Source organism: Citricoccus sp. I39-566 (genome assembly GCF_031432995.1).
GTDB lineage: Bacteria > Actinomycetota > Actinomycetes > Actinomycetales > Micrococcaceae > Citricoccus > Citricoccus nitrophenolicus_A.
Genome location: NZ_CP133842.1, coordinates 1,141,804 through 1,168,602 on the forward strand (window position 1 = coordinate 1,141,804; position 26,799 = coordinate 1,168,602).

The 26,799-nt window shown below is 71.5% G+C and carries 25 protein-coding genes; 16 read left to right on the top strand and 9 right to left on the bottom strand.

Annotated elements, in window-relative coordinates; genetic code table 11:
* Positions 1-37: 37 nt before the first annotated feature.
* Entirely contained in the window at positions 38-697 is a 660-nt protein-coding gene (locus tag RE421_RS05390) for a GntR family transcriptional regulator (RefSeq protein WP_309815522.1), read from the bottom strand.
* Between the two features lie 98 nt (positions 698-795).
* Here RE421_RS05390 and glyA point away from each other — a divergent pair, with 98 nt between their 5' ends.
* The 8 genes from glyA (at position 796) to RE421_RS05430 (ending at position 11,190) form a co-directional block, all read left to right on the top strand.
* The gene (gene glyA / locus RE421_RS05395) at positions 796-2,136 is read left to right on the top strand and encodes a serine hydroxymethyltransferase (RefSeq protein ID WP_396134591.1); all 1,341 of its coding nucleotides are present in this window, start codon (positions 796-798) and stop codon (positions 2,134-2,136) included.
* Position 2,137: 1 nt separating this feature from the next.
* Positions 2,138-3,355: a sarcosine oxidase subunit beta family protein gene (locus RE421_RS05400; RefSeq protein WP_309815528.1), complete on the top strand. Its 1,218-nt coding sequence runs from the start codon at positions 2,138-2,140 to the stop codon at positions 3,353-3,355.
* Between the two features lie 10 nt (positions 3,356-3,365).
* Positions 3,366-3,731, top strand: a complete 366-nt coding sequence (locus RE421_RS05405; protein ID WP_309815530.1) for a sarcosine oxidase subunit delta — start codon at positions 3,366-3,368, stop codon at positions 3,729-3,731.
* Positions 3,728-6,679, top strand: coding sequence for a 2Fe-2S iron-sulfur cluster-binding protein (locus RE421_RS05410; protein ID WP_309815532.1), 2,952 nt, complete (start codon positions 3,728-3,730; stop codon positions 6,677-6,679). The genes RE421_RS05405 and RE421_RS05410 overlap by 4 nt, the downstream gene beginning before the upstream one ends.
* Positions 6,672-7,292, top strand: a complete 621-nt coding sequence (locus RE421_RS05415) for a sarcosine oxidase subunit gamma family protein (protein ID WP_309815535.1) — start codon at positions 6,672-6,674, stop codon at positions 7,290-7,292. Before RE421_RS05410 ends, RE421_RS05415 begins: the two co-directional genes overlap by 8 nt.
* Entirely contained in the window at positions 7,289-8,728 is a 1,440-nt protein-coding gene (locus RE421_RS05420) for an L-serine ammonia-lyase (RefSeq protein ID WP_309815538.1), read from the top strand. Before RE421_RS05415 ends, RE421_RS05420 begins: the two co-directional genes overlap by 4 nt.
* Before the next feature lie 95 nt (positions 8,729-8,823).
* Positions 8,824-9,660, top strand: coding sequence for an SDR family oxidoreductase (locus RE421_RS05425; protein WP_309815542.1), 837 nt, complete (start codon positions 8,824-8,826; stop codon positions 9,658-9,660).
* Between the two features lie 117 nt (positions 9,661-9,777).
* On the top strand, positions 9,778-11,190 hold the full coding sequence (locus RE421_RS05430) for an aminomethyl transferase family protein (RefSeq protein WP_309815545.1): 1,413 nt from the start codon (positions 9,778-9,780) through the stop codon (positions 11,188-11,190).
* 92 nt (positions 11,191-11,282) lie between these two features.
* On the opposite strand, the gene RE421_RS05435 is transcribed toward RE421_RS05430, so the two are convergent.
* Positions 11,283-11,771, bottom strand: a complete 489-nt coding sequence (locus tag RE421_RS05435) for a MarR family transcriptional regulator (protein WP_309815549.1) — start codon at positions 11,769-11,771, stop codon at positions 11,283-11,285.
* Between the two features lie 345 nt (positions 11,772-12,116).
* Here RE421_RS05435 and RE421_RS05440 point away from each other — a divergent pair, with 345 nt between their 5' ends.
* Positions 12,117-12,356 carry a hypothetical protein gene (locus tag RE421_RS05440; protein WP_309815551.1) on the top strand — a complete coding sequence of 80 codons (240 nt, stop codon included), beginning with the start codon at positions 12,117-12,119 and terminating at the stop codon, positions 12,354-12,356.
* Here the strand turns inward: RE421_RS05440 and RE421_RS05445 are convergent.
* From RE421_RS05445 to RE421_RS05455, 3 genes are all read right to left on the bottom strand, one after another.
* A complete protein-coding gene (locus RE421_RS05445) occupies positions 12,353-13,138 on the bottom strand; it encodes an IclR family transcriptional regulator (protein ID WP_309815554.1) in 786 nt (261 codons plus the stop codon). The genes RE421_RS05440 and RE421_RS05445 overlap by 4 nt on opposite strands.
* Before the next feature lie 121 nt (positions 13,139-13,259).
* Complete coding sequence (locus RE421_RS05450; protein ID WP_309815558.1) at positions 13,260-14,858, bottom strand: GMC family oxidoreductase N-terminal domain-containing protein; 1,599 nt, start codon at positions 14,856-14,858, stop codon at positions 13,260-13,262.
* The gene (locus RE421_RS05455; protein ID WP_309815560.1) at positions 14,855-15,664 is read right to left on the bottom strand and encodes an IclR family transcriptional regulator; all 810 of its coding nucleotides are present in this window, start codon (positions 15,662-15,664) and stop codon (positions 14,855-14,857) included. The genes RE421_RS05450 and RE421_RS05455 overlap by 4 nt, the downstream gene beginning before the upstream one ends.
* A gap of 152 nt (positions 15,665-15,816) precedes the next feature.
* Here RE421_RS05455 and RE421_RS05460 point away from each other — a divergent pair, with 152 nt between their 5' ends.
* The gene (locus tag RE421_RS05460) at positions 15,817-16,737 is read left to right on the top strand and encodes an SDR family NAD(P)-dependent oxidoreductase (protein ID WP_309815562.1); all 921 of its coding nucleotides are present in this window, start codon (positions 15,817-15,819) and stop codon (positions 16,735-16,737) included.
* Here RE421_RS05460 and RE421_RS05465 read toward each other — a convergent pair.
* Genes RE421_RS05465 through RE421_RS05480 form a run of 4 tightly spaced genes read right to left on the bottom strand, consistent with a single transcriptional unit; the run spans position 16,674 to position 19,949 of the window.
* Complete coding sequence (locus RE421_RS05465) at positions 16,674-17,597, bottom strand: SDR family NAD(P)-dependent oxidoreductase (RefSeq protein WP_309815564.1); 924 nt, start codon at positions 17,595-17,597, stop codon at positions 16,674-16,676. The two genes, RE421_RS05460 and RE421_RS05465, sit on opposite strands and share 64 nt — an antisense overlap.
* Positions 17,594-18,526 carry an amidohydrolase family protein gene (locus RE421_RS05470; RefSeq protein WP_309815566.1) on the bottom strand — a complete coding sequence of 311 codons (933 nt, stop codon included), beginning with the start codon at positions 18,524-18,526 and terminating at the stop codon, positions 17,594-17,596. The genes RE421_RS05465 and RE421_RS05470 overlap by 4 nt, the downstream gene beginning before the upstream one ends.
* A complete protein-coding gene (locus RE421_RS05475; RefSeq protein ID WP_309815568.1) occupies positions 18,523-19,188 on the bottom strand; it encodes a 3-oxoacid CoA-transferase subunit B in 666 nt (221 codons plus the stop codon). The genes RE421_RS05470 and RE421_RS05475 overlap by 4 nt, the downstream gene beginning before the upstream one ends.
* Before the next feature lie 8 nt (positions 19,189-19,196).
* The gene (locus RE421_RS05480; RefSeq protein WP_309817117.1) at positions 19,197-19,949 is read right to left on the bottom strand and encodes a 3-oxoacid CoA-transferase subunit A; all 753 of its coding nucleotides are present in this window, start codon (positions 19,947-19,949) and stop codon (positions 19,197-19,199) included.
* 214 nt (positions 19,950-20,163) lie between these two features.
* Between RE421_RS05480 and RE421_RS05485 the strand changes: the two genes are divergently transcribed.
* Genes RE421_RS05485 through RE421_RS05510 form a run of 6 tightly spaced genes read left to right on the top strand, consistent with a single transcriptional unit; the run spans position 20,164 to position 26,798 of the window.
* The gene (locus tag RE421_RS05485; protein ID WP_309815571.1) at positions 20,164-21,267 is read left to right on the top strand and encodes an NDMA-dependent alcohol dehydrogenase; all 1,104 of its coding nucleotides are present in this window, start codon (positions 20,164-20,166) and stop codon (positions 21,265-21,267) included.
* Between the two features lie 36 nt (positions 21,268-21,303).
* A complete protein-coding gene (locus tag RE421_RS05490) occupies positions 21,304-22,794 on the top strand; it encodes an aldehyde dehydrogenase family protein (protein WP_309815573.1) in 1,491 nt (496 codons plus the stop codon).
* Between the two features lie 21 nt (positions 22,795-22,815).
* Positions 22,816-23,985, top strand: coding sequence for an NDMA-dependent alcohol dehydrogenase (locus tag RE421_RS05495; protein WP_309815575.1), 1,170 nt, complete (start codon positions 22,816-22,818; stop codon positions 23,983-23,985).
* A 17-nt stretch (positions 23,986-24,002) separates the two neighbouring features.
* The gene (locus tag RE421_RS05500; RefSeq protein ID WP_309815578.1) at positions 24,003-24,557 is read left to right on the top strand and encodes a UGSC family (seleno)protein; all 555 of its coding nucleotides are present in this window, start codon (positions 24,003-24,005) and stop codon (positions 24,555-24,557) included.
* On the top strand, positions 24,554-25,666 hold the full coding sequence (locus RE421_RS05505; RefSeq protein WP_309815581.1) for a hypothetical protein: 1,113 nt from the start codon (positions 24,554-24,556) through the stop codon (positions 25,664-25,666). Before RE421_RS05500 ends, RE421_RS05505 begins: the two co-directional genes overlap by 4 nt.
* Positions 25,647-26,798, top strand: coding sequence for an alcohol dehydrogenase catalytic domain-containing protein (locus RE421_RS05510; RefSeq protein WP_309815584.1), 1,152 nt, complete (start codon positions 25,647-25,649; stop codon positions 26,796-26,798). The genes RE421_RS05505 and RE421_RS05510 overlap by 20 nt, the downstream gene beginning before the upstream one ends.
* Position 26,799: the final 1 nt, after the last annotated feature.

Below are 26,799 nucleotides of genomic sequence, written 5' to 3' on the forward strand. Positions count from 1 at the left end.
CAGTGCCTCAGGTCACAGTCAAGCCCCGACGGGGAGGTCAGATGACGCTGCGGACCGCCGCGTCGAAGTGGCGGACGTGCTCGGCGGCGATCGACTCCGCCCGCTCCTGGTCGCCCTCCAGGATCGCGTCCAGCAGGCCCAGGTGCTCGCGGATGTGGCCGGCGACGTCCGGGAGGCGGTCCACCACCACGCACCAGATCCGCGTGGCGAGGTTGTCCAGGCGGATCAGCGACTCCTCGAGGTGGTGGTTCCCCGCGGTGCGGTAGACCAGCCGGTGGACGGCCAGGTCCAGGGCCATGACGTCCCGCCAGGGGGAGTCCGAAGTCAGCTGCCCGATGCCGTCCCGGGCCTCGAGCAGGGCTGCCCGGGTGTCCGCGTCGACGTTGCCGGCGGCCTTGCGCGCGGCGAGGGGTTCCAGGAGCTGGCGCACCTCGGAGACGGTGGCCAGCTCGGTGATGTCCACGCGGGTGGCGAAGGTCCCCCGGCGGGGATAGGAGACCACCAGGTGATCCGTCTCGAGGCGCTTCAGCGCCTCCCGCAGCGGGGTGCGGCCGAAGCCGAGATCGGCCACCAGGTGGCCTTCGTTCAACGGCTCGCCCGGGGCGATGTCCAGCATGATCAGCCGGTCCCGGAGGGCGCGGTAGGCCTGCTCGGCGAGGGAGAGCTCCGGGTCGGCGAGGTCCGTGGCGGTGGTCATGGTGTCCTTCGGGGGTCTTGACGGTCTGTGATCTCCATCATACGCTGATGCGCAGCTTGATATATCAGTTGTCTTCCAGAGCCACCACAGGAGTCACCGTGACCCAGACCCATGTGTCCGCCCAGACCGTCCCCGCCGAACTCATCGCGGACCTGGCCGAGCTGGACCCCGAGATCGCGGGGCATCTCGACGCCGAGCTGGACCGTCAGCGTGACGGCCTCGAGATGATCGCCTCGGAGAACCACACCGCCGCCGCCGTCATGCAGGCCCAGGGCTCGGTGCTGACCAACAAGTACGCGGAGGGGTACCCCGGGCGCCGTTACTACGGCGGCTGCGAGCACGTGGACGCCGTGGAGACCCTGGCCATCGAACGGGTCAAGGACCTGTTCGGCGCCGAATACGCCAACGTGCAGCCACACTCCGGCGCCCAGGCCAACGCCTCCGTGATGCACGCCCTGATCCGGCCGGGGGACACCGTCCTCGGCCTGAACCTGGCCCACGGCGGCCACCTCACCCACGGCATGAAGATCAACTTCTCCGGCCGCCTCTACAACATCGTGGCCTACGGCGTGGACGATTCCTCGTACGAGGTGGACATGGACGAGGTGGCCCGCCTGGCCCGTGAGAACTCCCCGAAGCTGATCGTGGCCGGCTGGTCCGCCTATCCCCGCCAGCTCGACTTCGCCCGCTTCCGCGAGATCGCGGACGAGGTGGGCGCCTACCTGATGGTGGACATGGCCCACTTCGCCGGGCTCGTGGCCACCGGGCTGCACCCCTCCCCGGTGCCGCACGCCCACGTGGTCACCTCTACGACCCACAAGACCCTGGCCGGCCCTCGCGGCGGCATCATCCTGACCAACGACGCGGACATCGCCAAGAAGGTCAATTCCGCCGTCTTCCCGGGCCAGCAGGGCGGTCCGCTCGAGCACGTGATCGCCGGCAAGGCCGTCGCCTTCAAGATCGCCGCCTCGGAGGGCTTCCGGGACCGGCAGGAGCGGACCCTCGCCGGCGCCCGCATCCTCGCCGAACGGCTCACCGCCGCTGACGTGGCCGAGCACGGGATCAGCGTGCTGACCGGCGGCACGGACGTGCACCTGGTCCTGGTGGACCTGCGGGACTCCCCGCTGGACGGCCAGCAGGGCGAGGACCTGCTGGCCGCCGTGGACATCACCATCAACCGCAACTCCGTCCCCTTCGACCCGCGGCCGCCGATGGTGACCTCAGGCCTGCGCATCGGCACCCCGGCGCTGGCCACCCGCGGCTTCGGCGAGGAGGCCTTCCGCGAGGTGGCGGACATCATCGCCGAGACCCTCAAGGCCGGTGCGGCCGGCCAACAGGGCCAGCAGCTGGACGGACTGCGGGAGCGCGTCCGAGCGCTCGCCGCCGCGCACCCGCTGTACCCGAACATGACCGCGAACCTCGCCCCGAAGGGAGCCTGACATGGCCGAGAAGCTTCCGGAGCACCCGGATTTCCTGTGGCACAACCCCGATCCGAAGCCGAGCTATGACGCGGTGATCGTCGGCGGCGGCGGCCACGGCCTGGCCACCGCCTACTACCTCGCCTCGCAGCACGGGATGACGAACATCGCCATCCTGGAGCGCGGCTGGCTGGCCGGCGGGAACATGGCCCGCAACACCACGATCATCCGCTCGAACTACCTGTGGGACGAGTCGGCGGCGATCTACGAACACTCCCTCAAGCTGTGGGAGGGCCTGCCGGAGGAGCTGGAGTACGACTTCCTGTTCTCCCAGCGCGGCGTGATGAACCTGGCCCACACCCTGCAGGACGTCCGCGAGTCCCAGCGCCGCGTGAACGCCAATGTCCTCAATGGCGTGGACGCCGAGTTCCTGGACCCGCAGCAGGTCAAGGAGCTCTGCCCCATCATCAACATCGGGGACGACATCCGCTACCCCGTGATGGGCGCCACCTACCAGCCGCGCGCCGGGATCGCCAAGCACGACCACGTGGCCTGGGCCTTCGCCCGCAAGTGCGACGAGCTGGGCGTGGACATCATCCAGAACTGCGAGGTCACCGGGTTCGTCAAGGACGGCAACCGGGTGGTCGGCGTGGAGACCTCCCGCGGCCGCATCAACGCCGGCAAGGTGGCCCTCGCCGCCGCCGGGCACTCCTCCGTGCTGGCGGACCTGGCCGGGTTCCGCCTGCCGATCTCCTCGCACCCGCTGCAGGCCCTCGTCTCCGAGCTCTTCGAGCCGGTACACCCCACCGTGGTGATGTCCAACCACGTCCACGTGTACGTCTCCCAGGCGCACAAGGGAGAGCTGGTCATGGGCGCCGGGATCGACGCCTACAACGGCTACGGCCAGCGCGGCGCCTTCCACGTGGTGGAGGAGCAGCTGGCCGCCGCCTGCGAGCTGTTCCCGATCTTCTCCCGGGCGCACCTGCTGCGCACGTGGGGCGGGATCGTGGACACCACCTTCGACGCTTCCCCGATCGTCTCCACCACCCCGATCGACGAGCTGTACGTGAACTGCGGCTGGGGCACGGGCGGCTTCAAGGGCACCCCGGCCTCCGGCTACACCTTCGCCCACACCATCGCCACCGGCGAGGCCCACCCGCTGAACGCCCCGTTCGCGCTGGACCGCTTCGAGACCGGACACCTCATCGACGAGCACGGCGCCGCCGCCGTGGCCCACTGACGGGAGAACCATGCTGCTGATCGACTGCCCGCACTGCGGGCCGCGCAACGAGACCGAATTCCACTATGGGGGCCAGGCCCACATCGCCTACCCCGAGGACCCGCACGCCCTGGACGACCGCGGCTGGGCCGAGTACCTGTTCTACCGGGACAACCCGAAGGGGATGTTCGCCGAGCGCTGGCAGCACGGCGGCGGCTGCCGCAAGTGGTTCAACGCCCTGCGGGACACCCACAGTTACGAGTTCGCCGCGACCTATCCGGCCGGTTCGCCGCGGCCCGATGCCGGCGAGCTCCCGGACCCCGGCCACCGCAACTCCACCCAGACCACCCCGTCCGCCCAGGACAATCCCCCCACCGACGATGGAGGCCACCAGTGAGCACCGCCAACACCCGGCGCCTCGAGCCCGGCCGCGCCCCCGGCCACAGCCTCGACCGCAGCCGCGAGATCACCTTCACGGTGGACGGCACCGACTACACCGGCCACCCCGGGGACACCCTGGCCAGCGCCCTCATCGCCAACGGCCGCCTCGACTGCGGTGCCTCGCTGTACGAGGGCCGCCCGCGCGGCATCCTGTCCGCCGGCGTCGAGGAGCCCAATGCCCTCGTCACCGTGGCCGCCCGCTTCGCCGGCCATGCCGACGAGTCCATGCTGCCGGCCACCACGGTGGGGCTGACCGAGGGGATGCGGGCCACGTACCTCTCCGGCCTGGGCGTCATGGACCCCACCAAGGACGAGGCCGTCTATGACCACAAGTACGTCCACGCCGACGTCCTCGTGATCGGCGCGGGGCCGGCCGGAATCGCCGCCGCCCGGGAGGCCGCCAAGTCCGGCGCCCGCACCATCCTCATGGACGACCAGCCGGTCCCCGGCGGGGCCCTGCTCTCGGGCCGCGCGGGGGACGGCGAGGACCTGATCGACGAGATGGACGCCCGCGACTGGGCCGCCGCCACCCTGCGCCGCCTCGCCGGCGCCGAGGACTTCACCTACCTGCCGCGCACCACGGCCTTCGGCTCCTATGACGCCAACTTCGTGGTCGCCGTGGAGCACCGCACGGACCACCTGCCGGCGCACGAGCGGCCCGGCGTGTCCCGCCAGCGGATCTGGCACGTCCGCGCCAGCCAGGTGGTGCTGGCCACGGGAGCCCACGAGCGCCCGCTGGTCTTCGCCAACAACGACCGCCCCGGCATCATGCTGGCCGGCGCCGTGCGCACCTACCTGAACCGGTACGCCGCGCTGGCCGGCGAGAGGATCGCGGTGGCCACCACCAACGACTCCGCCTACCGGCTCGTGGCGGACCTGCACGCCGCCGGCGTCACCGTGACGGCCGTCGTCGACTCCCGGCCGGAGGCCTCCGCCACCGCGCTGGAGGTTCTCGAGGCCACGGACGTGCGCGGGATCTTCGGCGCCGCCGTGGTGGACACCGCCGGCGACGGCCCCGCCGGCCGGATCAGCGGCGTGACCGTCTCCGCCCTGGACGGGGACGGCGCCCTGACCGGTGAGCCGGAGACGCTGGACGCGGACCTGCTGGCCGTCTCCGGCGGCCACTCGCCCGTGGTGCACCTGCACAGCCAGCGCCAGGGCCGGCTGAGCTGGGACCGGGAGATCGCCGCGTTCGTGCCGGCCGCCGTCGTGAAGGACCAGCAGACCGCCGGCGCGATGACCGGGGCCGCGACCCTGCGCGAGGCCCTCGTGCAGGGGGCCCGGGCCGGACACCGCGCCGCCCAGGCCACCGGGTCCTCCGCACCGCTGCTGATCCCGGACGCCCCCGCGGCCGCCGCACCGGGCGCCGTCCGGCCCATCTGGCTCGCCCCGGCCCTGGCGGGGGAGCCTGCCGACTGGACCACCCACTTCGTGGACCTGCAGCGCGACCAGTCCGTGGCGGACGTGCTGCGCGCCACCGGCGCCGGGATGCGCTCGGTGGAGCACGTCAAGCGCTACACCTCCATCTCCACCGCCAACGACCAGGGCAAGACCTCCGGGGTCAACGCGATCGGCGTGATCGCGGCGGCCCTGAACGAGGGCGACCTCGGCGAGATCGGCACCACCACCTTCCGGGCGCCCTTCACCCCGGTGGCCTTCGCCGCCGTGGCCGGCCGCCGCCGCGGCGAGCTGTTCGACCCGGCGCGCGTCACCTCGATCCACCCCTGGCACGAGGCGGCCGGGGCCGAGTTCGAGGACGTGGGCCAGTGGAAGCGGCCCTGGTACTACCCGCAGGACGGGGAGGACCTGGACGCCGCCGTGTACCGCGAGTGCGCCGCCGTCCGGGAGTCGGTGGGCTTCATGGACGGCTCCACCCTCGGCAAGATCGAGATCCGCGGGGCCGATTCCGCGGAGTTCCTCAACCGCATCTACACCAACGGCTTCCTCAAGCTCAAGGTCGGGATGGGCCGCTACGGGCTGATGTGCTCCGCGGACGGCATGCTCTTCGACGACGGCGTGACCCTGCGCCTGGCCGAGGACCGCTTCTTCATGACCACCACCACCGGCGGGGCCGCCAAGGTCCTCGACTGGCTGGAGGAGTGGCACCAGACGGAGTGGCCGGAGCTGGACGTGGTGTGCACCTCGGTGACCGAGCAGTGGAACACGATCGCCGTCGTCGGGCCGAAGTCCCGCGCGGTGGTGGAGAAGCTGGCCCCCGACCTGGACGTCTCCACCGAGGCGTTCCCGTTCATGGCCTTCCGCGAGACCACCCTGGCCAACGGGACCCGCGCCCGGATCTGCCGCATCTCCTTCTCCGGCGAACTCGCCTTCGAGATCAACGTGGAGGCCTTCTCCGGCCTGTCCACGTGGGAGGCCGTCGCGGAGGCCGGCGCCGAGTTCGGGATCACCCCGTACGGCACCGAGACCATGCACGTGCTGCGCGCCGAGAAGGGCTTCATCATCATCGGCCAGGACACGGACGGCACCGTCACCCCGCAGGACGCCGGGATGGGCTGGGCGGTGTCCACGAAGAAGGACTTCGTGGGCAACCGTTCCTTCTCCCGGCCGCACACGGCCCGCGAGGACCGCCGCCACCTGGTGGGGGTGCTCCCCGTGGACCGCACCACGCGGCTCGCGGAGGGCTCCCAGCTCGTGACCGCCGGGACACCCCTGACCCCCGACGCCGGCCCGGTCCCGATGATCGGGCACGTCACCTCCTCCTACGCCTCGCCAGCGCTGGGCCGGACCTTCGGCCTGGCCCTCGTGGACAACGGCCGCAACCGCATCGGCGAGATCGTCCACGCCCCGCTCGGCACCGGTGGGCCGGACGGCCAGCAGTACGTCGAGGTGGAGATCGCCTCGCCCATCCTCTACGACCCCGAAGGGAACCGCCGTGATGGCTGAGAACCTGATGACCCGAACACCCCGCACCTCCCCGGCGGCCCACCTGGCGACCCTGATGGCAGAGGCCGAGGTGACCGGCGCCCGCGCCGTGTCCCTGCGCGAGCTGCCCTTCGCCGTCCAGATCGGCCTGCGGGCCACCCCGGGCAGCGCGTCCGCCCGGGCCCTGGAGGCCGCGCTCGGTGTGGCGCTGCCGGCCCGGCACGGGGAGGTGGCCGGTGACGGCGCCGGCGAGCACGTGCTGTGGCTGGGCCCGGACGAGTTCCTGGCCGTGGACGTCTCCCGGGAACAGTCGACCGGGGACGCCGACGCCCTCGAGGCCGCCCTGGAGGGCCTGCCCGGCCAGGCCCTCGACCTCTCCGCCAACCGCACGATCCTCGTGCTGTCCGGGCCCTCGGCCCGAGAGGTCCTGGAGAAGGGCTGCCAGGCGGACCTGCACCCCCGGGCGTTCCCCGTGGGCCGGGGCATCGTCACGGCGGTAGGCCCGGTCCCAGTGCTGCTGCACCGTTCCGGAGAGCAGGAGTACCGCGTCTACCCCCGTGCGTCCTTCGCCGAGTTCCTCGTACGCTGGCTGGTGGACTCCATGCAGGAGTTCCGTCAGGAGGACGTGCTGTGACCTTGAGCGTGCTGGACCTGTTCTCGATCGGACTGGGGCCGTCGTCGTCCCACACGGTGGGGCCGATGCGCGCGGCCCGCCTCTTCGCCCGATCCCTGGCCGACGCCGGCCGGCTGGGTGAGGTGACGCGGGTCAAGGCGGTGCTGTTCGGCTCGCTCGGCGCCACGGGCCAGGGCCACGGTTCGGACCACGCCGTGATCCTCGGCCTGGCCGGACTGGACCCCGAGAGCGTCGGCGCGGACGAGGCCCCCCGGGTGGTCGCCGAGGCCGTGGGGACCGGGCGGCTGAGGCTCGACGGCACGCACGAGGTGGCCTTCTCCCCGGACGACGTGGTGCTCAACGGCTGGGAGTCCCTGCCCGGCCATCCCAATGGGATGCGCCTGACCGCCTACTCCTCCGAGGAAGCCGCCGCGGCGGCTGGTACCGCAGCCGACGTCGGTCCGGAAGGGGCCGGCGTCGTGTCCTTCCAGGAGTACTACTCGGTGGGCGGCGGATTCGTGGTCACGGCGGAGGACCTCACCAACCCGGCCGACGCCGAGCCGGAGGTCCCCGAGCCCTACCCGTTCGCCACCGGCGACGAGCTGCTGCGGCGCTGCCGCGAGTCCGGTCTGTCGATCGCCCAGGTCATGCACGCCAACGAGCTCACCCGGCACTCGGCCGAGCAGATCCGCGAGTCCCTGCTCCAGGTGTGGGCCGTCATGCAGGAGTGCGTGGAGAACGGCTGCAGCCGGACCGAGGAGGTCCTGCCCGGCGGGCTGGAGGCCAAGCGCCGGGCCCCCGGACTGCGGCGCCGGCTGCGCGAGCAGCAGGCGAAGGGGGACACCCAGGACACCCTGTGGGCCATGGAGTGGGTCAACCTCTTCGCGCTGGCCGTCAACGAGGAGAACGCCTCCGGCGGTCGCGTGGTCACCGCCCCCACCAACGGGGCGGCCGGCATCATCCCCGCCGTGCTGCACTACTTCGACATGTTCCGCGAGTGCGATGACGAGAGGGTGGAGGAGTTCCTGCTCACCGCCGGCGCCATCGGGACCCTGTTCAAGCGCAACGCCTCGATCTCCGGGGCGGAGGTCGGCTGCCAGGGCGAGGTCGGCTCGGCGTGCTCGATGGCCGCCGCCGGGCTGTGCGCCGTGCTGGGCGGCAGCCCGGAGCAGGTGGAGAACGCCGCGGAGATCGGCCTGGAGCACAACCTGGGGCTGACCTGTGATCCGATCGCCGGGCTGGTGCAGATCCCGTGCATCGAACGCAATGCGATCGCCTCCGTCAAGGCCATCAACGCCGCCCGGCTGTCCCTGGCGGGCGACGGTACCCACCGGGTCTCCCTGGACGAGGCCATCATGACCATGCGGGACACCGGCCGGGACATGATGTCCAAGTACAAGGAGACCTCCCGCGGCGGGCTCGCCGTGAACGTGGCGGTGAACCTGCCGGAGTGCTGAGGCGGTTTTCCGCCCCGTGAAAGGGGATCGGACCGGTGGAGCCGCACCGGCGACGATGGGGCTGTCCACAACCCCGCTTCCGGATGGAGATCCCCGTGCCAGACACCGCATTCCCCGCGCCCCTCACCGACGCCCTGGCCAGCCCGCCGGACCGCTGGCTGGAGGGCAGGACGGCCGTGGTGGCCGGAGGCGGGCTGTCCGGTCCTCTCGGCAATGTGGGCTTCGCCCTGGCCTGGCTCTACCACCTCGCCGGCGCGCGCGTGGCCGTCCTGGACCGGGACCAGCAGGCCGGGGCCCGGACCGTCCAGGCGATCCGGGACGCCGGGGGAGAGGCCGAGACCTTCGAGGTGGACCTGCTGGACCAGGAGTCCACGCGCCATGCCGTAGACGCCGCGCACGAGCATTTCGGCCGCCTCGACGTGGTGGCCACCACGATCGGCGGTGGCGGAGCCGTCAGCGTCTTCGAGGTGAGCGAGGAGGAGTGGGACCGCACCTTCGACCTCAATCTCAAGGCCGCCTGGCGGCTGATGGTCGCCGCGAGGCCCCACCTGAGGCCCGGCAGTGCGATCGTCACCGTCTCCTCGGGAGCCGCCGAAGGGCGGGGACCGGCCATGCCCTACTCCATCGCCAAGACGGGGATTGAGAAGCTCTCCGTGGGCGCCGCCGCCTCGCTGGCCCCGGAGGGGATCCGGGTCAACTGCATCCGCGTCGGGATGATCTGGGGGGCCTTCGCCGCCCGGGGCATGAGTGAGGAGCAGCGGGAGGTGCGCCGGAAGAACGTGGCGCTGCAGACCGAGGGATCCCCGTGGGACATCGCCTCGGCGGCGGTGTTCCTGTCCACCGACCAGGCCCGGTGGATCTCCGGCCAGGTGCTGGCCGTGGACGGCGGCGGATTCGCCATGCGCAACGTCGGCGCGGCTGGCTCGAAGTAGTCCGCGGCGATTCCCGCGCCGCAGGTGTTGCCCACATCACACATTCATACCTATGCTCATAGGTATTAGCTTTCGCCGCACGCGCAGCCGTGCACCCAACCCGCAGGAGAGTCAGTCATGTCGGAGCAGAAGTCGTTGCAGCAGTCCCTGGACGCCGCCGGGAGTCCCGTCCAGATGATGCGGAACTCGAAGGTGGGCGCCTACGTCTACCCGGTGGTGGCCCCCGAGTTCACCAACTGGCGGGACGAGGTCATCGCCTGGCGCGAGTCCGCCGTGATGTTCGACCAGACCCATCACATGGACAACCTGGTCATCAAGGGCCCGGACGCCAAGAAGCTCGTCTCCTACACCGCGATCAACTCGCTGGAGAACTTCCCCGTCAACCGCGCCAAGCAGTACGTCCCGGTCACCCCGGCCGGCCACGTCATCGGCGACGGCATCCTGTTCCACGAGGACCAGGACCAGTACACCTACGTGGGCCGTGCTCCCGCCACCAACTGGCTGAAGTTCCACGCCGAGACCGGCGGCTACGACGTCGAGCTCATCGAGGACCGCCGCTCCCCCTCCCGCCCCATGGGCAAGGCCGTGAGCCGCGAGTACTGGCGGCTGCAGATCCAGGGCCCGAAGGCCTGGGACGTCATCGAGAAGGTCAACGGCGGCCCCGTGGAGCAGCTCAAGTTCTTCCACATGGACACCATGAACGTGGCCGGCACCCAGGTGCGGACCCTGCGCCACGGCATGGCCGGCGCCCCCGGGCTCGAGCTGTGGGGCCCCTATGCGGACTACGACCGCGTGCGCGAGGCCATCATGGAGGCCGGCGCCGAGTTCGGCCTGGCCGCCGTCGGGGCCAGGGCCTACTCCTCGAACACCCTCGAGTCCGGGTGGATCCCCTCGCCGCTGCCGGCCATCTACTCGGGGGACGGCATGCTCGCCGACTACCGGGCCTGGCTCGGGGCGGACTCCTACGAGGCGAACAACGCGATCGCCGGCTCCTTCGTCTCCGACAACATCGAGGACTACTACACGACCCCGTGGGAGCTGGGGTACGGCAACTTCATCAAGTTCGACCATGACTTCATCGGCCGCGAGGCCCTGGAGCAGGTCGACGCCTCCACCCAGCGCCACAAGGTGACGCTGGCCTGGGACGACGCGGACATGGCCACCATCCACGCCTCCATGTATGGCAAGGGCGAGATCGGCTACAAGTTCTTCGACCTGCCGAACGCCAACTACGGCTCCTCCAACTTCGACTCCGTGGTGGACTCCTCCGGCAAGGTCGTGGGCCTGTCCATGTTCACCGGCTACTCGGCCAACGAGCGCACGGCCCTCTCGCTGGCCGTCGTGGACCCGGACGTACAGGTCGGGGACCGCCTGAAGGTCGTCTGGGGCGAGCCCGACGGCGGCTCCGGCAAGACCACGGTGGAGCGTCACCGCCAGATCGAGGTCAACGTGACGGTCTCCCCGGTGCCGTACTCCTCCGAGGTGCGGGACAACTACGAGGGCTCCTGGCGCCGGGTCGGCCAGGTCTGAGCCGGGCATCCAGCACCACCGCGGGCCGCGCCACCGTCGAGATCACGACGGCGGCGCGGCCCGCGGCGTTTCCGGGTGCGCTCCTCGCGCACTCATTCGACGCTGTGGGTCAGGGCCGTCAGGAACTTCCCGACGGCCGCCAGCTCCGCTGGACTCAGCGACTCGACAGCACTGAGCATCCTCCGGTGCATCTGCCCGAGAGTTGCTCGCACCTCTTCGTCGGTCTTCGAGGTCGGTTCGATCACCACCGAACGGCGGTCCTCCGGGTGGGCGACCCGCTGGACGTAGCCGTCGCGGATCAGGCGGTCCACGAGTGCGCTGGTCGAGGCGGCTGAGATCTCGAGAACCGAGGACAGGTCACGTTGACGCATTCGTCGTCCGGCACCGTTGGCCTGGAGCAGATGCCGCAAGGCCACCAGATCCGTCTCGCCCATGCGCATGGAGTCACGGGTGCGAACCCGCATGCGGCGTTCAGCCTCGCGGTACTGGCGCAGGAGATTGAGCACGTCGACCGGCGAGGTGCTGGAGGCGGACTCCGGATACCAGTAGCCGCCACCTGAGTTGTCGGCATCGGCGGCCATCCCCATCTCCCTCCTTCTGCGACGAGCCTCGCAGCGGCCCCCGTCGGCGACGGAGGGGCCGGTTGCGCAGTGCGCCGAAATCTATGTAGCCTGTCTAACAGATAGTTCAACTGACATTATAGGCGATGCGGCCACAGCGCGGATTCCCGCTCTGCGTGGCATCCCCTGTCCAGCGAGAGGGCACGGCGCATGACGGTAGTAGCGGAGCCACAGGCCTTCAGTCCGGGCCAGGCCACAGCAGCGGGGCACACCCCGGCGGCTCCTGCGGCACGGCAGGGTCCCTCGGGGGCGTCGACCTGGCAGTCACGCGCCCGTCAGTTGTCGCGAAGCGCCTCTACGGCAGTCATGGTCCTGCCCGAGGTGATCTCGGCCCGGTTCAGCATCACCGGAACAGCGCAGGAGCCCGTCCTGACCATGGACTGCACGGTGCGCCCGACCCGGGGCCCCGCCGTGATCGAGCGCCTCAGCCATACCGTGGTCCAGGATCTCGAGGACCTTCTGCAGGTCGAGTTCGTGGAGCGCCACATCGACATCCGGGCGGGTGCCGACGATGCCCTGGACGCATCCCGCCCGGCGGCATCCTAGGCAGACCGGAGTTCCCTCTCGGCCAGGTCCGGGTCAGGCCCGTTGAGCGCGGCCGAGATCCGGCGCGCGGTGGTCAACAGGGGCGGGATGAGCTGGCGGGCGGTGAAGCGGTCCTTCGGTGCGGTGATGCCGACGGCCGCTACGGCCCGTCCATGCGGACCGGTGATGGGAGCAGCCAGCGCGATGACGCCCGTGGCGATCTGGTCGTAGGCCACGGCCACGCCGCGCTGGCGGATCTCGGCCAGCAGGTGGCGCAGCTCGTCCGGATCAGTGACGGTGTGTGGCGAGTAGGCCATCAGCGGCTGACGCAGTGACGCCTCCAGCTCCGCCGGGGTGGCCGCGGCGAGCAGCACGCGCCCCGTGGCGGTGGCGTGCATGGGCCACCGGCCGCCGAAGCGGCTCGTCACGGGGGCGCCGCCGGGGGTCAGCATGGACTCCAGGTAGAGGACGTCCTGCTGGATGGACACCGAGAGATGGATGTTGGTGTTCGTGGCGTGGTGGAGTCCGTGGAGGTAGGGGTGCGCCAGCTGCTTGAGTCTCAGGCGGTGCCCCGCCAGTGATCCCAGTTCGAGGACCTTGAGGCCGATGGTGTACTCGCCGTCCGACTGGCGGTGCAGGGCTCCCCAGTCGGTGAGCTCGCCGACGAGGCGGTGGGCGGTGGGCAGGGTGAGCCCGGCGCGCCGGGCGATCGAGCTGAGGGTCAGGCTGTCATGGCGGTCCGTGAACGTGTCCAGGATGGCCAGGACACGGCCGGCGGCGGTGGGCTTCGACGGCGAGGTCACTGAGGGCTCCTTAAGGGTGACGTGGCTCACACCACCTTAGCGCGGGCAAGCGCTATGTGCATAGGTACTGGGGCCCGCTGACTTCGGCGTTCTCGGGTTGGCTCATCCCGTGCTCCCCGCACTACCCTCCGGCTCCCAGCATGAGGCCGGCCAGGTGCTCGCCGAGCAGGACGGCGGTGGCGGCCGGGCCCCGGCTGGGCACATCCGGCAGGATCGAGGTGTCCACCACCCGCAGGCCTTGCACGCCGTGGACGCGCCCGTACTGATCCGTCACCGTTCCCGGGGCGTCCTCCGGGCCCATGGGCGCGGTCCCGGAGAGGTGCACCGCGGTGCCCAGGTGCTCGATCATCCAGTCGTCCAGGCGCTGGTCCTCCTCGAAGACCGAGCGGTCCCAGGCGGCGGTGTCCACCCACGTCCCGAGCTCCTCCGAGGCCAGCAGGTCCACGGCGGTGCGCACTCCCTCGCGCATCCGATGCCGGTCCACCGCGCTCTCCAGGTGCCGATAGTGGACCCGGGGGTTCGACTCCGGGTTCGCCGGGTCCAGGGACAGCTGGCCGCGGCTGGTGGGCCCCTGCAACGCGACGATGACCGGCAGCTCCGAGCCCTCCTCGGCCCCGGCCAGCACGGGGAACGGGCGCAGCATCGGCAGGACCTCCAGGGCACCGGCGCCCTCCTCTGAGCCGCCGACGCCGTCCGCTGACCCTCCCGCGCCGCCCGCCGACCCGCCGGCCCCCTCAGCCGTCCAGTTCAGGGCCCAGGAGAACAGTGGGTCCTTCCCTCCGGGACGCAGGGGACTGGACAGCGGGGCCAGCACGGTGAGGTCCGCGTGATCGGAACAGGACGCGCCCACGCCGGGGGAGTCCACCACAGGCCGCAGGCCGGCAGCGGTGAGGTCCTCGGCCGGACCGATGCCGGAGAGCATCAGCAGGTGCGGGGACCGCACGGCCCCGGCGGCCAGCACCACCTCCCCGGCGCTGATCCGGTGGACGCGGCCCTCGATCTCGGCCTCGACCCCGGTGGCCCGACCGCCGCTGATCAGGACCCGCCGCACGCTGGCGTGGCCCCGGACCGTCAGGTTGGGCCGGTCCATCGCCGGGAGCAGGTAGGTCAGGCCGGTGTTCATGCGCACCCCCTCCTGCACGTTGAGGGGAAGCTCCCCGTGCCCGGCCAGGGCATGCAGGTCATTCAGGTCCGGCAGGGCCCGGTGGCCCCGTGCCGTGGCGGCCGTGGAGAAGGCTGCGGCCAGGGCAGAGGGGGCGAAGGCCCGGCGGTCCACCGGTACGGGGCCGCTGCCACCGTGGCCGGGGGCGCCCGCGAACTGCACGTCCCGCTCCAGTCGGGCCAGCACCGGCAGGACCCGGTCCGGTGCCCACTCGGGGTTGCCAGCCGCCGCCCAGCGCCGCAGGTCCGTGATCCGGGGCCGCACGAAGTAGGCGCCGTTGACCGCCGTGGAGCCGCCGGCACCCTGGCCCCGGCCGACGTCGTAGTCCCGGCCGGGGGCCACCTCGGAGCGGTACCACCAGGAGTGCGGACCGGGACCGTTGACCGTGGGCAGGGCGGTGGCGTCCAGGACGTCGGCGGGGAAGTCGGCCGGGGTGGACGGGACGGGCCCGGCCTCCAGCACCAGGACGGAACACGCCGGGTCCTCGCTGATCCTGGCGGCGAACGGGGCACCGGCGCCGCCGGCCCCCACCACGATCACGTCCGGATGGCGGCTCATGCGAGGCGGGGCCGGCCGGCGGCCCCGGTGGGTCCCTGCATGGACGGCGACCCCACGGCGCGGGAGAGGGCGCGGGCCGTGGCGTGCAGCGCCGGGAGCACGTGGTGGGCGGTGGTGGGACCCCCTTGCCTGAGGGTCAGGCTGAGGGCGGCGATCGGCCGGTCCAGCGGGCCGCGCACCGGGACGCCGACGGCGAAGGCTCCCAGGGTGATGGACTCGTGCAGCTCGGACCTGCCGGTCCGGCGTACCTCCGCGAGCAGGCGGCGCAGGACATCGGGATCGGTGACGGTGTGCTCCGTGAAGCGCCTCAGGGGCGAGGACAGGACCTCGGCCACCACCCCCGGTGGGGCGAACGCCAGCAGCACCAGGCCGGTGGCCGTGGCGTGCAGGGGCCAGCGCCCCCCGAGCCGGCTCAGCACCGGTGCGCCCGTGGCACGCTGCAGCGACTCCAGGTAGACCACGTCATGACCGGCCCGGACGGACAGGTGCACGTTGGCGTCCACCGCGGACTGCAGGTCGGCCAGGTAGGCCGGGGCCACGTCCCGCAGCTGGAGCATCTGCGGCTCCAGGGTCCCCAGCTCCAGGACGCGCATGCCGACCGTGTACCGCCCGTCCGGCAGCCGCTCCAGCGCGCCCCAGTCGTGCAGCTCGCCCACCAGCCGGTGAGCGGTGCTCAGGGTCAGGCCGGACCGCCGGCCGATCTCGCTGAGCGTCAGTTCGAGGTGTTCCGCGTCGAAGACGTCCAGGACGGACAGGACCCGTCCGGCGGCGGTGCGCTGCTCCGTGGGTGGGATGCCCTCGGCCATCGGGACTCCTCGGTCGGCTCGGTCGGTGTGACCTCCATCGTGGAAGCGTACTCCGGGCGGAGCGGCGGATTTCCATCTCATGGAAGGCCGGCTGATCCCACCCGATCCCTCTGCCTAGATTCGGCAGGGACCCCACAGGAAGAGGACTCACCATGACCGAGAGCGCCCCCATCAGCGCACCGTTGGATGGACAGGTGGCCGTGGTCACCGGGTGCGGCAAGCCGGACGGCATGGGCCAGGGGATCGCCCGGGCGCTCGCCGCACGGGGAGCATCCCTGGTGGTCACCGACCGGGAGGCCCACGGGGTGGCCAATGACCGCCAGCGGGCCCTCGGACAGGTGCCGCCCAGCGGTCTGGAGGAGTTCGCCGAGGAGCTCCGCGCGGCGGGGACCGAGGCGGTCGCCGTCCTGTGCGACATCTCCCATCGACCGGACGTCGCCCGCGTCATGGACACCGTGCGGGAGCGTTTCGGTCGGCTGGACATCCTGGTCAACAACGCCGCCGCCCCGCAGGGCGCGGACCGGCGGGACATCGAGGAGGTCCCGGACGAGGCCTTCGACCTGCTGATCGACGTCAACGTGCGCGGCACCTACGCGATGTGCAGCGCGGCCGTGCCCCTCATGCGGGCCTCCCGCTACGGGCGCATCGTCAACATCTCCTCCATGGCCGGGCTGTCCGCCGCCCCGTTCTCCGTGGCCTACTCGGCCTCCAAGGCCGCGGTGATCGGACTGACCCGCGCGCTGTCCATGGACGTGGGCCCCTGGGGCATCACGGTCAACGCCGTGTGCCCGGGGCTCGTGGCCACCAGCCGGGCCATCCTGGACCCCTCCGCCGACCTGGACGTGGAACAGACCCTCGCCCAGCGCGGCCGGAACATCCCGGTCGGACGCGTGGGCCGGCCCGCGGACATCGCCGCCCTGGTGGCCTACCTGGCCTCCGAGGAGGCCGGGTACGTCACCGGGCAGGCGATCCCCATCGACGGCGGAGGCCTGAGCGCCTTCCCGCTGCGTCAGCCCCCGGTCCGGAAGGCCGGGGAGAACACCGGCGACGGCGGCCGGTTGGCCGGGGCGTAGACGGGCGAGGAGAGCAGGAAGGGGATCGCGTCCCGGCGCTCCTCATGGATCGGCTCCGCGGGGAACGAGTCCTCGATCGCCCGGTGCCGCTGGACCACCCCGTCCTTGAACTCCGGATGGGTCAGGATGAACAGGTCCCCGCGGCGCACCCCCTCCAGGACGCGCTCGCCGGCCTCCTCCGCGCTCATATAGGGCTGGGTGCGCTGGAAGGCGGTGGCCTCCGGACCCGGCGCGGCGTAGCCGGAGGGCCCGTACTCCCGGGGGCGGTGGGCCACCGAGGAGGCGATGTTCGAGTGGGTGGGGCCGGGGCAGTACGCCGAGACCCCGATGTTCTCCTGAAGCAGTTCGATGTGCAGGGCCTCGGACAGGGCGATCACGGCGGCCTTGGACATCGAGTACAGCCCGGCGACCACGGGCATCAGCCCGGCCATAGAGGACGTGTTGACGATGTGGCCCCCCGCGCCGTGCCGGCGCAGGGCCGGCAGGAAGGCCTGGATCCCGTGAGCCACGCCCTTGATGTTGACGTCGATCACCCAGTCCCAGTCCGCGGCGCTCGCGGCGGCCACGGGTCCGGTCAGGCCGATCCCGGCGTTGTTGACCAGCAGGTCGACCCGTCCCTGCTCCGCCTCGATCCGGGCGGCCGCCTCCCGCATGGCGGCCAGGTCCGTGACGTCCACCGCCAGGGTGGCGACCTCCAGCCCCAGGGCCGCGAACTCCTCCTGGGTCTCCGCCAGGTGATCCTGGCTGCGGCCGGTGGCATAGACGGTCATACCCGCGCGGGCACACGCCAGCGCGATGCCCCGGCCGATCCCGCTGCTGCCGCCGGTGACGACGGCGACGCGTCCGGTCAGATCCCTCATGGTCGGTTCCCTTCGGTGTCGGTGTCGATGTCAGCATCGGAGTCGGTGGGCAGCCCCAGCAGCCGGGCCGCGTTCTCCCGCAGGATCAGCGGGCGGACGGAGTCCCGGATCGGGAGCTTGGCGAACTCCTCCATCCACTTCTCGGGGGAGATGACGGGGAAGTCGGAGCCGAAGAGCATCTTGTGCTTGAGCAGGGTGTCCGCGTACTGCACGAGCTGCGCCGGGAAGTACTTCGGGGACCACCCGGACAGGTCGATGTAGACCCGCGGCTTGTGCAGGGCGATGGACAGCGCCTCGTCCTGCCACGGGAAGGACGGGTGGGCCATGATGATGTCCAGGTCAGGGAAGTCGGCGGCCACATCGTCGATCGGCAGGGGACTGGAGTATTTCAGGCGTATCCCGCCGCCGCCACGGGACCCGGCCCCCACCCCGGTCTGGCCGGTGTGGAACAACGCGATCAGGCCGAACTCCTGGATCACCTCGTAGAGCGGGTAGGCGCGGCGGTCGTCCGGGAAGAAGCCCTGGACCCCGGGATGGAACTTGAACCCGCGGACTCCGTAGTCTCGCGCCAGGATGCGCGCCTCGCGGACCCCCGCGGCGCCGCGGGCGGGATCGATGCTGGCGAAGGGGACCAGCACGTCCTGGTGCTCGGCGGCCTGCTCCGCGACCTCGCGGTTGGACGGCACGGGCTCCTCGCCGGTGGCCGAGACCGAGTCCACCGTGAAGACCACGGCGGCCATGTTGCGCTCCCGGTAGTGGACGGCCAGTTCGGGGACCGTGTACCCGTGCATGGTGCCGATGCCGAAGTATTCGCCCATCTGATCGCCCGAGGCGACCGGGCCGGCGTCGTCCTCCACCGAGCGGTGCACGTGCACGTGCACGTCGATGCCGGCCAGCTCACGCCAGTGCTGCAGCGAGGGCGAGCTCATGCGGGCACCGCCTCGACGTAGTCCGCGGCGGTGCGCGCCCGCACGTCCTCCGGAGTGACGCCGGGGGCGCACTCCACCAGGGTGAGCCGGCCGTCGAGGACGTGGAAGACCGCCAGGTCGGTGTAGACCCGGGTCACCACGCCGCGGCCCGTCAGCGGGAAGGTGCATTCGGGTACCAGCTTGGGCCGCCCCTGGCGGTCCACGTGCTCCATGCAGATCCACACCTGCGGGGTGCCGGCCACGAGGTCCATGGCCCCGCCGACGGCCGGGTTGCGGCCGGGAACGTACCAGTTGGCCAGGTCCCCGGATGCGGAGACCTGCAGCGCGCCGAGGATCGTCACGTCCAGGTGCCCACCGCGGATGATGGCGAAGGACAGGGCCGAGTCCACGATCGCCCCGCCGGGCAGGATGCTGGCGGGGACCTTGCCGGCGTTCGTCAGGTCCGGGTCCTCGGTGCCGGGCTCGGGGGCGGGGCCCAGCCCGAGGATGCCGTTCTCCGAGTGGAGGAAGACCTCCAGGCCCTCCGGGATGTGCTGGGGAACGGCCAGGGGGATGCCGACCCCGAGGTTGACGGTGTAGCCGTCCACGAGGTCGGCGGCGAGCCGCCGGGCGATCTCGTCCCGGCTGCGCCCGGCGAGCCGGGGGAGTGCGGTGTCGGTCATGGACATGGTCAGCCCTTCGTCAGTGCGGCGGCCCGCCGGGGCAGGTCGGCCGGGATGGGGGAGGCGGTCATCACCACGTGGTCAACGAAGACCCCGGGCAGGTGGATGTCGTCCGGATCCAGGTCGCCCGCCCGGAGCAGCCGCTCGACCTCCACGAACGTGGTGCGGCCGGACATCGCGGCCAGGGGGTTGAAGTTCCGCGCGGAGAGGTGGAAGCGCGCATTGCCCTTCGGATCGGCCTGCTGGGCCTTGACGAGGCCGAAGTCCGCGGTGATCCCGTATTCGAGGACGTGCGGGCGTCCACCGAAGACCCGCTCCTCCTTGGCCGGCAGCCGCTGGTCCGGTTCGCCCCCGGAGTACGACGCCGGGAAGGTCCCGTCCGCGAGCATCGTGCCGGCCCCGGAGGGGGTGAAGAAGGCGGCGATGCCGGCTCCGCCGGCCCGCATGCGCTCCGCCAGGGTGCCCTGCGGAATCAGCTCGAGCTCCACGCGGCCGGCGAAGTACTCCTCGTAGAACTCGGGCAGCACGGGGAACGACGCCGTCAGGCGCCGGACGCGCCCCTCCATGACGAGGCGTCCGATGCCGGTGAAGTCGTCCCCCACGTTGTTCACGTAGAGGTGCAGGTCCGTTTTGCCGAGGTCGGAGAGCGCGTTGAGCAGCGCGTCCGGGCGGCCCGAGCTGCCGAAGCCGCCCACGGCGATCGAGGCGCCGTCCCAGACGGCGTCCAGCTCCTCGTGGAGGTCGGTGCGGAACTTGTTCATCACGGGGCGTCCTCGATCCCTCGTCGCGGTGTGGTCTCCCCGTAGTCAATCCCGGGGCGGAGAGTGGGTCATGCCGCCTTCCGCACCGTAGAAGGCACGTCGACTTCTTCCGTGCCATGGAAAGGCGATGGCAGCCGCCGGGCGGACCGAGCACCGTGGAGGCCACCGGTGCCTGTTCCACGGCGCCACCTGCCAGAAAGGGGTCCCCATGGGGATGAAGACGCAAGCGGTCGTCTGCCGTGAGCCCGGTCAGCCTTGGGAAGTCACCGAACTCGACCTGGATGAGCCGAGGGCCAACGAGGTCCGCATCAAGATGATGGCCGCGGGCATGTGCCATTCCGATGACCACATCCAGAAGGGCGACGCGCCCATGCGGATGCCCGTGGTCGGCGGACACGAGGGAGCGGGGATCATCGACGCCGTGGGCGAGGGCGTGACCCGTGTGAAGGTCGGCGACCACGTGGTGTGCTCGTTCATCCCCGCCTGCGGTTCGTGCCGCTACTGCTCCACCGGCCACCAGAACCTGTGCGACTCCGGCAAGAACGCCGCCACCGGCGAGTTCCCGGACGGAACCTTCCGGTTCCACCAGGACGGCGTGGACTTCGGTGGCCTCTGTGTGCTGGGGACGTTCTCCCAGTACACGGTGGTCTCCGAGTACTCCGTGATCCCGATCCCGGAGGACCTGCCCTTCGACGTGGCCTGCCTCGTCGGCTGCGGCGTGCCCACCGGCTGGGGCTCGGCCGTACACGCCGCCGGCGTCCAGGTGGGGCAGACCGCGGTCATCTTCGGAGCCGGCGGCGTGGGCATGAACGCCGTGCAGGGCGCCGCCCTGGCCGGCGCCACGCGCGTGGTGGTGGTGGACCCGGTGCAGTTCAAGCGGGACAAAGCCCTCGAGTTCGGCGCCACCCACGTCTTCGCCACCGCACAGGAGGCCACGGACTTCGTCATCGAGGCCACCTGGGGCGAGCTGGCCGACCACGCCATCATCACGGTCGGCAGCCTGCACGACGAGGTCATCCACGACGCCATCAACATCGTGGGCAAATCCGGTCAGGTCACCATCACCGCAGTGGGCAACGGGTCCATCAAGGAACACCCCGGCATGCTGATCGGCTACCAGCGGCGCATCCAGGGCGCCATCTTCGGCGCCTGCAACCCCCTGCATGACGTCCCCCGGCTGGTCGGCATGTACCAGGCCGGCAAGCTCAAGCTCGACGAGCTGATCACCAACCGCTACACCATGGCGGACGTCAACCAGGGCTACCAGGACATGCTCGACGGCAAGAACATCCGCGGCATCATCACCATCGAGCACTGAGCCGGCCCGAGCCACCACCCGACGGAAGAGAACACCATGACTGCAGTGATCGACCCCCAGGCCACCCTCGACACCCCGTTGCTGGCGGACAGCGTCCAGCTGATCGGCGGTGAATGGGTCCCCGCCGCCTCCGGCGAGACCCTCGAGGTCATCAACCCCGCCAACCGCGAGTTGTTGAGCCGCATCCCCCGCGGCACCGCGGCGGACGTGGACGCCGCCGTCCAGGCCGCCGAGCGGGCCCTGCCGGGGTGGCGGGACACCAACGCCACGGCCCGCGCCGGACTGCTGTTCCGCTGGGCGGCCCTCGTGGAGGAGCACGCCGGGATCCTGGACCAGCTGGAGTCCCGGGACGTCGGACGCCCCCACTGGGGGCCCTCGCCGCTGGCCGGCATGATCCGGTTCATCGCCGGTCAGGCGGACAAGGTGCACGGACTCTCCCTGCCGACGTACTCCCCGGACGTCCTCGGGTTCACCCTGCGGGAGCCCTACGGCGTGGTCGGCGCCATCATCCCGTGGAACGCCCCCGGGCCGATGTTCACGAACGAGGTGGCCGCGTCCATCGCGGCCGGGAACACCATCGTCATCAAGCCGGCCGAGGACGCCCCGCTGGCACCCCTGGCGATCGCCCGGCTGGCCATGGACGCCGGGATCCCGGCCGGCGTGATCAACGTGGTCACCGGTCTCGGTGCCGAGGCCGGCGCCGCCATCCCGAACCACCCCGGCATCCGCCGCGTCGGCTTCACCGGCTCCCCGGCCACCGGCTCCACCGTCATGGAGGCCTGTGCCCGGAATCTCATCCCGCTCCACCTGGAGCTCGGCGGCAAGTCCCCGCAGGTGATCTTCCCGGACGCCGAGCTCGCCACGGCAGCCCAGGCCATCGCCAGTGGCATCACGCTGAACACCGGGCAGATCTGCGCGGCAGGCTCCCGCGTGGTGGTACACCGCAGCGTCCACCAGGAGATGGTGGAGCGACTGGCCGCCGCGATGCAGCAGGTCACCGTGGGTCCCTGGTACCAGCAGGTGAACATGGGCCCGCTGATCAACGGCAAGCAGCACGAGAGGGTCATGGGCTACATCGAGGCCGGCCGCTCCGGCGGGGCGGACCTCGTGCTCGGCGGGGACACCCCCTCCGGCGGCGACTTCGGCCAGGGCTTCTTCGTGAACCCGACCCTGTTCGACAACGTCTCCCCGGACATGACGATCGCCCAGGAGGAGATCTTCGGCCCCGTCCTCTCGGTCATCCCCGTGGACGACGAACAGGAGGCCATCGACGTCGCCAACGGCGTGGACTACGGGCTGGTCGCCTCGGTGTGGACCGAGGACGTGGGCACCGCGGTGCGGATGTCCCGGGCCCTGCAGGCCGGCCAGGTCGGCGTCAACAACGCCCTGGGCGCCGGCGTCATCGGCGGTCCCTTCGGCGGCTACAAGTCCAGCGGCTTCGGACGGACCATGGGCGCTGACGCGGTCCTGAACTGGACGCAGACCAAGACCGTCTCGATGCGGGGCGCCACGCGCCCGGGCAACTGAACCGAAAGGCAGGGCAACACCATGGCCATCACCACTGAATCAGCAACCACCGAACAGGGCGCCGTCCAGGCCCTCACCACGCGGGCCGCGATCGCCCGCGGCCCCCATGAGGGTTGGCAGCTCACCGAGCTGCGGGTGGACCCGCCCAAGGAGCACGAGGTCCGCGTCAAGCTCTACGCCGCCGGACTGTGCCACTCGGACCACCACATCACCGCCGGGGACGCCCCGGTCCGATTCCCGATCGTCGGCGGCCACGAGGGCGCCGGCGTGGTGGAGTCGGTGGGCCCGAGCGTCACCCGGGTCAAGCCCGGCGACCGGGTGGTCTGCGCCTACATCCCGGCCTGCGGCTACTGCCGCCCGTGCTCCACCGGCCACCAGAACATGTGCGTCAAGGGGCTGAACGCCGGCACCGGCATGTTCCTGGACAACTCCTTCCGGTTCCACGACGAGACGGGGGAGGACGTGGGCGGCTTCTGCACCCTGGGCACCTTCTCGCAGTACACCGTGGTCTCCGAGTACGCGGCCGTCCCGCTGCCGGACGACATCCCGTTCGAACTCGGCTCGCTCGTGGGCTGCGGCGTCCCCACCGGGTGGGGGTCCGCCGTCTACGCCGCCGAGGTGCGGGCCGGGGACACCGTGGTGATCTTCGGTGCCGGGGGCGTGGGGTCCAACGCCGTGCAGGGCGCCCGCTACGCCGGGGCCAAGAACGTGGTGGTCGTGGATCCCGTGGCCTTCAAGCGGGACTCGGCGCTCGAGCTGTTCGGCGCCACCCACGCCTTCGCCACGGCTCAGGAGGCCCATGACTTCGTGGTGGAGACCACGTGGGGGCAGCTGGCGGACAAGGTCATCATCACCGCGGACGTGGTGACCCAGGAGATGGCCAATGCCGGCATCGCGATGACCGGCAAGGGCGGCAAGCTCACCATCACCTCCGTGGGGCACCTCAACGAGCAGGCCGTGACCATCCACGCCGGGATGCTCATCAGCTACCAGCGCCAGATCCGCGGGGCGCTCTTCGGCGACTGCAACCCGCTGTACGACATCCCGAAGCTGCTCGGGCTGTACCGCTCCGGCGACCTCAAGCTGGAGGAGCTGATCACCCGCAAGTACACCCTGGACGAGGTGAACACGGCCTACGAGGACCTGCTCGCCGGCCGCAACATCCGCGGCATCATCGTCCACGAGCACTGAGGACAGGGAGGGAAGTCATGACGCAGATGATCCTGGACCCCACCGGGCGGGGCCCTCGGCCGGGGACCGCGGGAGGGGAGGCGACAGCGCTCGCCGTCCGGCCGTCGTCGTTGTCCGGGGCCCGCATCGGCCTGCTGGACAACACCAAGCACAACGCCCTGCTGTTCCTGCAGGCCGTGGGCGAGCTGCTCGTGGCCGAGCACGGCGCGGCCTCCGTGGGGATCGTGGAGACCAAGGAGAACTTCTCCGTCCCGGTGGGCGAGGAGATCATCTCCCGGTACCGGGCGGCCAGCGACGTGGTGGTCACCGGGGTCGGCGACTGCGGCTCGTGCAGCGCCGCCGCCGTGGCGGACGGCATCACCTTCGAACGGGCCGGGCTGCCGGCCGCCGTGGTGCTCACGGACGCCTTCGACGTCACGGGCCGGACCATGGCCGGGGTGCAGGGCGCGCCGGACTACGCGTGGATCACCACGCAGCACCCCATGGCCGTGCTGACCGAGGACGAGGTCCGCGTCCGGGCCCGGACGCTGCTGCCGCAGATCGTGGCCACGCTGACGGGATCCGGCGCATGAGCGTTCCGGATACGGAGGCGGACACGGCGGCGGGCACGGAGGCGCTCGATCCGGTGGCCGCCCAGCGGGCCATCGAGTACGCCTACGAGCAGGGATGGTCCGACGGGCTGCCCCTGGTGCCGGCCACCCAGGACCTGGTGGACCGGTTCCTGGCGGCCGGGGGCCGTCCGGCGGAGCAGGTCCTCAGCCACCTGCAGCAGGTGGACCGCGCGGTCACCGTTCAGCTGCTGGCCATCAACGCCGCCATGGCCGGCTGCCGGCCCGAGTACTTCCCGGTGGTCCTCGCCGCCTGGGAGGCCCTCGCCGCCGAGCGGACCACCGCCGGTGGCGGCTGGCAGTCCACCTCCGGTCCCGCGCCCCTGATCATCGTCAACGGGCCGATCCGGGCGGAGCTGGGCTTCAACAGCACGGGCGGGGTGTTCGGTCCCGGGTTCCGGGCCAACGCCACGGTGGCCCGGGCCATCGGCCTGACGGTCCGGAACGCCTACGGGATCCGGCCGCACGAGCTGGAACAGGCCACCCAGGGCCTGCCCGGTCGCTGGTCCATCTGCCTGGCCGAGAACGAGGAGGAGAGCCCCTGGGCGCCGCTGGCCGAGGACCTCGGGGTGGCCGGCAACGCGGTGACCTCCACCCTGCTGCGCACCTGTGAGTTCGTGGACAACCGGCACACCGCCGACCCGGAGCAGTTGCTCGCCGACTTCGCGGACACCATCGGCCGCTCCGGCCCCTGGATCTTCCGGAATGCGATGGCCGGGGTGATCCTCTGCCCGGAGCACGCCAACCTGCTGGCCCGCTCGGGGTACTCCCGGGCGGACGTGGCGGCCTGGCTGGCCGAGCACTCGGGGCGCACCACCGGCCAGCTGGCCGCGGTGGGCAAGGACCGCGCCGAGGACGGCGTGCGGTTCCCCGGGGACAACGCCGAGCCCGAGCACTTCCAGCGCACCATCGCCGACCCGGCGTCCATGATCGTGGCCGTGGCCGGGTCCCGCAACGCCGGGATCTCCATGGTGGTGCGCTACTTCGCCGACTGGTCCGGACGCCCCGTCCCGGTGTCCGGCGCCTCCCAGAACCCGACGAAAGGCCTCCACCATGACCCTGCGACTGCATGAGAACCTGCCGGACACCGTCCGGGCGGCCGTCCAGACCGGCCCCCGCACCCTGGAGGTCCGCGAGTTCCCGCGGCCCGTCATCGGCCCGGACGACGGCCTGCTGCGGGTGGAGGCCAACGGCATCTGCGGCTCGGACGTGGAGATCTTCCGCGGCCACCTGCACGGCAAGGCGGCCGCCCCCTTCATCCCCGGCCACGAGCCGCTGGGCATCATCGAGGAGATCGGCGAGCGGGCCGCCGAGCGCTGGGGCGTCACGGTGGGCGACCGCGTGGCCCTCGAGGTGATCGTGCCCTGCCGCTCCTGCGCCGATTGCCTCGTGGGCCGCTACCAGGCCTGCCGCAACAAGCAGAACGGCCACGGCGTGACGCCCCTGGACGTGGAGCCGGCCCTCTACGGCGGCTTCGCGGAGTACCTGTACCTGGCGCCCAACGCGGTGATGCACCGGATCGACCCGTCGCTGCCGATCGACATCGCCGCCATGTACAACCCCCTGGGGGCCGGGGTCCGGTGGGCCGTGGACCTCGGGGAGGTCGGCCTGGGGGACACCCTGGTGATCCTCGGGGCCGGCCAGCGCGGGCTGGCCGCCGTGATGGCGGCGAAGGCCGCCGGCGCCCGCACCATCATCATCACCGGCCTGGAGGCGGACCGGCACAAGCTCGCCGTCGCCGAGCAGCTCGGCGCCGACCACACGGTGGTGGTGGACGGGCCCGAGGGCCGGGACATCGTCGAGGCGGTCACCGAGATCACCGGCGGCCGGATGGCCGACGTCTCCCTGGACCTGACGCCCATGGCCGCCGGCCCCGTCACGGAGGCCCTCACCGTGGTCCGCCACGGCGGCCGGGTGGTGCTGGCCGGACTCAAGGGCGGCCGCGAGATCCCCCTGAAGACCGATCTGCTCATCAACCGCGGCCTCACCGTCCGCGGGGCCTTCGGGGTGGACGCCGCCGCCAACGAGAAGGCCATCGCCCTGCTGGAGTCCGGGCGCTTCCCGCTGGAGAGGCTCCACACCCACACCTTCGGGCTGGACCAGGTGGCCGAGGCGATCGAGACACTGGCCGGCGAGCGGGACGACCGCAGCGCCATCCACGTCACCGTCCAGCCCCACCTCGGCCGCACTGCCGCCACCAACTAAA

Bases quoted from the DNA above. Each gene is read 5' to 3' on its own strand.
- RE421_RS05465 (WP_309815564.1), bottom strand. From the start codon at position 17,597: ATGAGGGATCTGACCGGACGCGTCGCCGTCGTCACCGGCGGCAGCAGC.
- RE421_RS05435 (WP_309815549.1), bottom strand. From the start codon at position 11,771: ATGGCCGCCGATGCCGACAACTCAGGTGGCGGCTACTGGTATCCGGAG.
- RE421_RS05475 (WP_309815568.1), bottom strand. From the start codon at position 19,188: ATGACCGACACCGCACTCCCCCGGCTCGCCGGGCGCAGCCGGGACGAG.
- RE421_RS05415 (WP_309815535.1), top strand. From the start codon at position 6,672: ATGGCTGAGAACCTGATGACCCGAACACCCCGCACCTCCCCGGCGGCC.
- RE421_RS05505 (WP_309815581.1), top strand. From the start codon at position 24,554: ATGAGCGTTCCGGATACGGAGGCGGACACGGCGGCGGGCACGGAGGCG.
- RE421_RS05490 (WP_309815573.1), top strand. From the start codon at position 21,304: ATGACTGCAGTGATCGACCCCCAGGCCACCCTCGACACCCCGTTGCTG.
- RE421_RS05455 (WP_309815560.1), bottom strand. From the start codon at position 15,664: ATGGCCGAGGGCATCCCACCCACGGAGCAGCGCACCGCCGCCGGACGG.
- RE421_RS05485 (WP_309815571.1), top strand. From the start codon at position 20,164: ATGAAGACGCAAGCGGTCGTCTGCCGTGAGCCCGGTCAGCCTTGGGAA.
- RE421_RS05400 (WP_309815528.1), top strand. From the start codon at position 2,138: ATGGCCGAGAAGCTTCCGGAGCACCCGGATTTCCTGTGGCACAACCCC.
- RE421_RS05430 (WP_309815545.1), top strand. From the start codon at position 9,778: ATGTCGGAGCAGAAGTCGTTGCAGCAGTCCCTGGACGCCGCCGGGAGT.
- RE421_RS05495 (WP_309815575.1), top strand. From the start codon at position 22,816: ATGGCCATCACCACTGAATCAGCAACCACCGAACAGGGCGCCGTCCAG.
- RE421_RS05470 (WP_309815566.1), bottom strand. From the start codon at position 18,526: ATGAGCTCGCCCTCGCTGCAGCACTGGCGTGAGCTGGCCGGCATCGAC.
- RE421_RS05480 (WP_309817117.1), bottom strand. From the start codon at position 19,949: ATGAACAAGTTCCGCACCGACCTCCACGAGGAGCTGGACGCCGTCTGG.
- RE421_RS05460 (WP_309815562.1), top strand. From the start codon at position 15,817: ATGACCGAGAGCGCCCCCATCAGCGCACCGTTGGATGGACAGGTGGCC.
- RE421_RS05390 (WP_309815522.1), bottom strand. From the start codon at position 697: ATGACCACCGCCACGGACCTCGCCGACCCGGAGCTCTCCCTCGCCGAG.
- RE421_RS05500 (WP_309815578.1), top strand. From the start codon at position 24,003: ATGACGCAGATGATCCTGGACCCCACCGGGCGGGGCCCTCGGCCGGGG.
- RE421_RS05440 (WP_309815551.1), top strand. From the start codon at position 12,117: ATGGTCCTGCCCGAGGTGATCTCGGCCCGGTTCAGCATCACCGGAACA.
- RE421_RS05450 (WP_309815558.1), bottom strand. From the start codon at position 14,858: ATGAGCCGCCATCCGGACGTGATCGTGGTGGGGGCCGGCGGCGCCGGT.
- RE421_RS05510 (WP_309815584.1), top strand. From the start codon at position 25,647: ATGACCCTGCGACTGCATGAGAACCTGCCGGACACCGTCCGGGCGGCC.
- RE421_RS05405 (WP_309815530.1), top strand. From the start codon at position 3,366: ATGCTGCTGATCGACTGCCCGCACTGCGGGCCGCGCAACGAGACCGAA.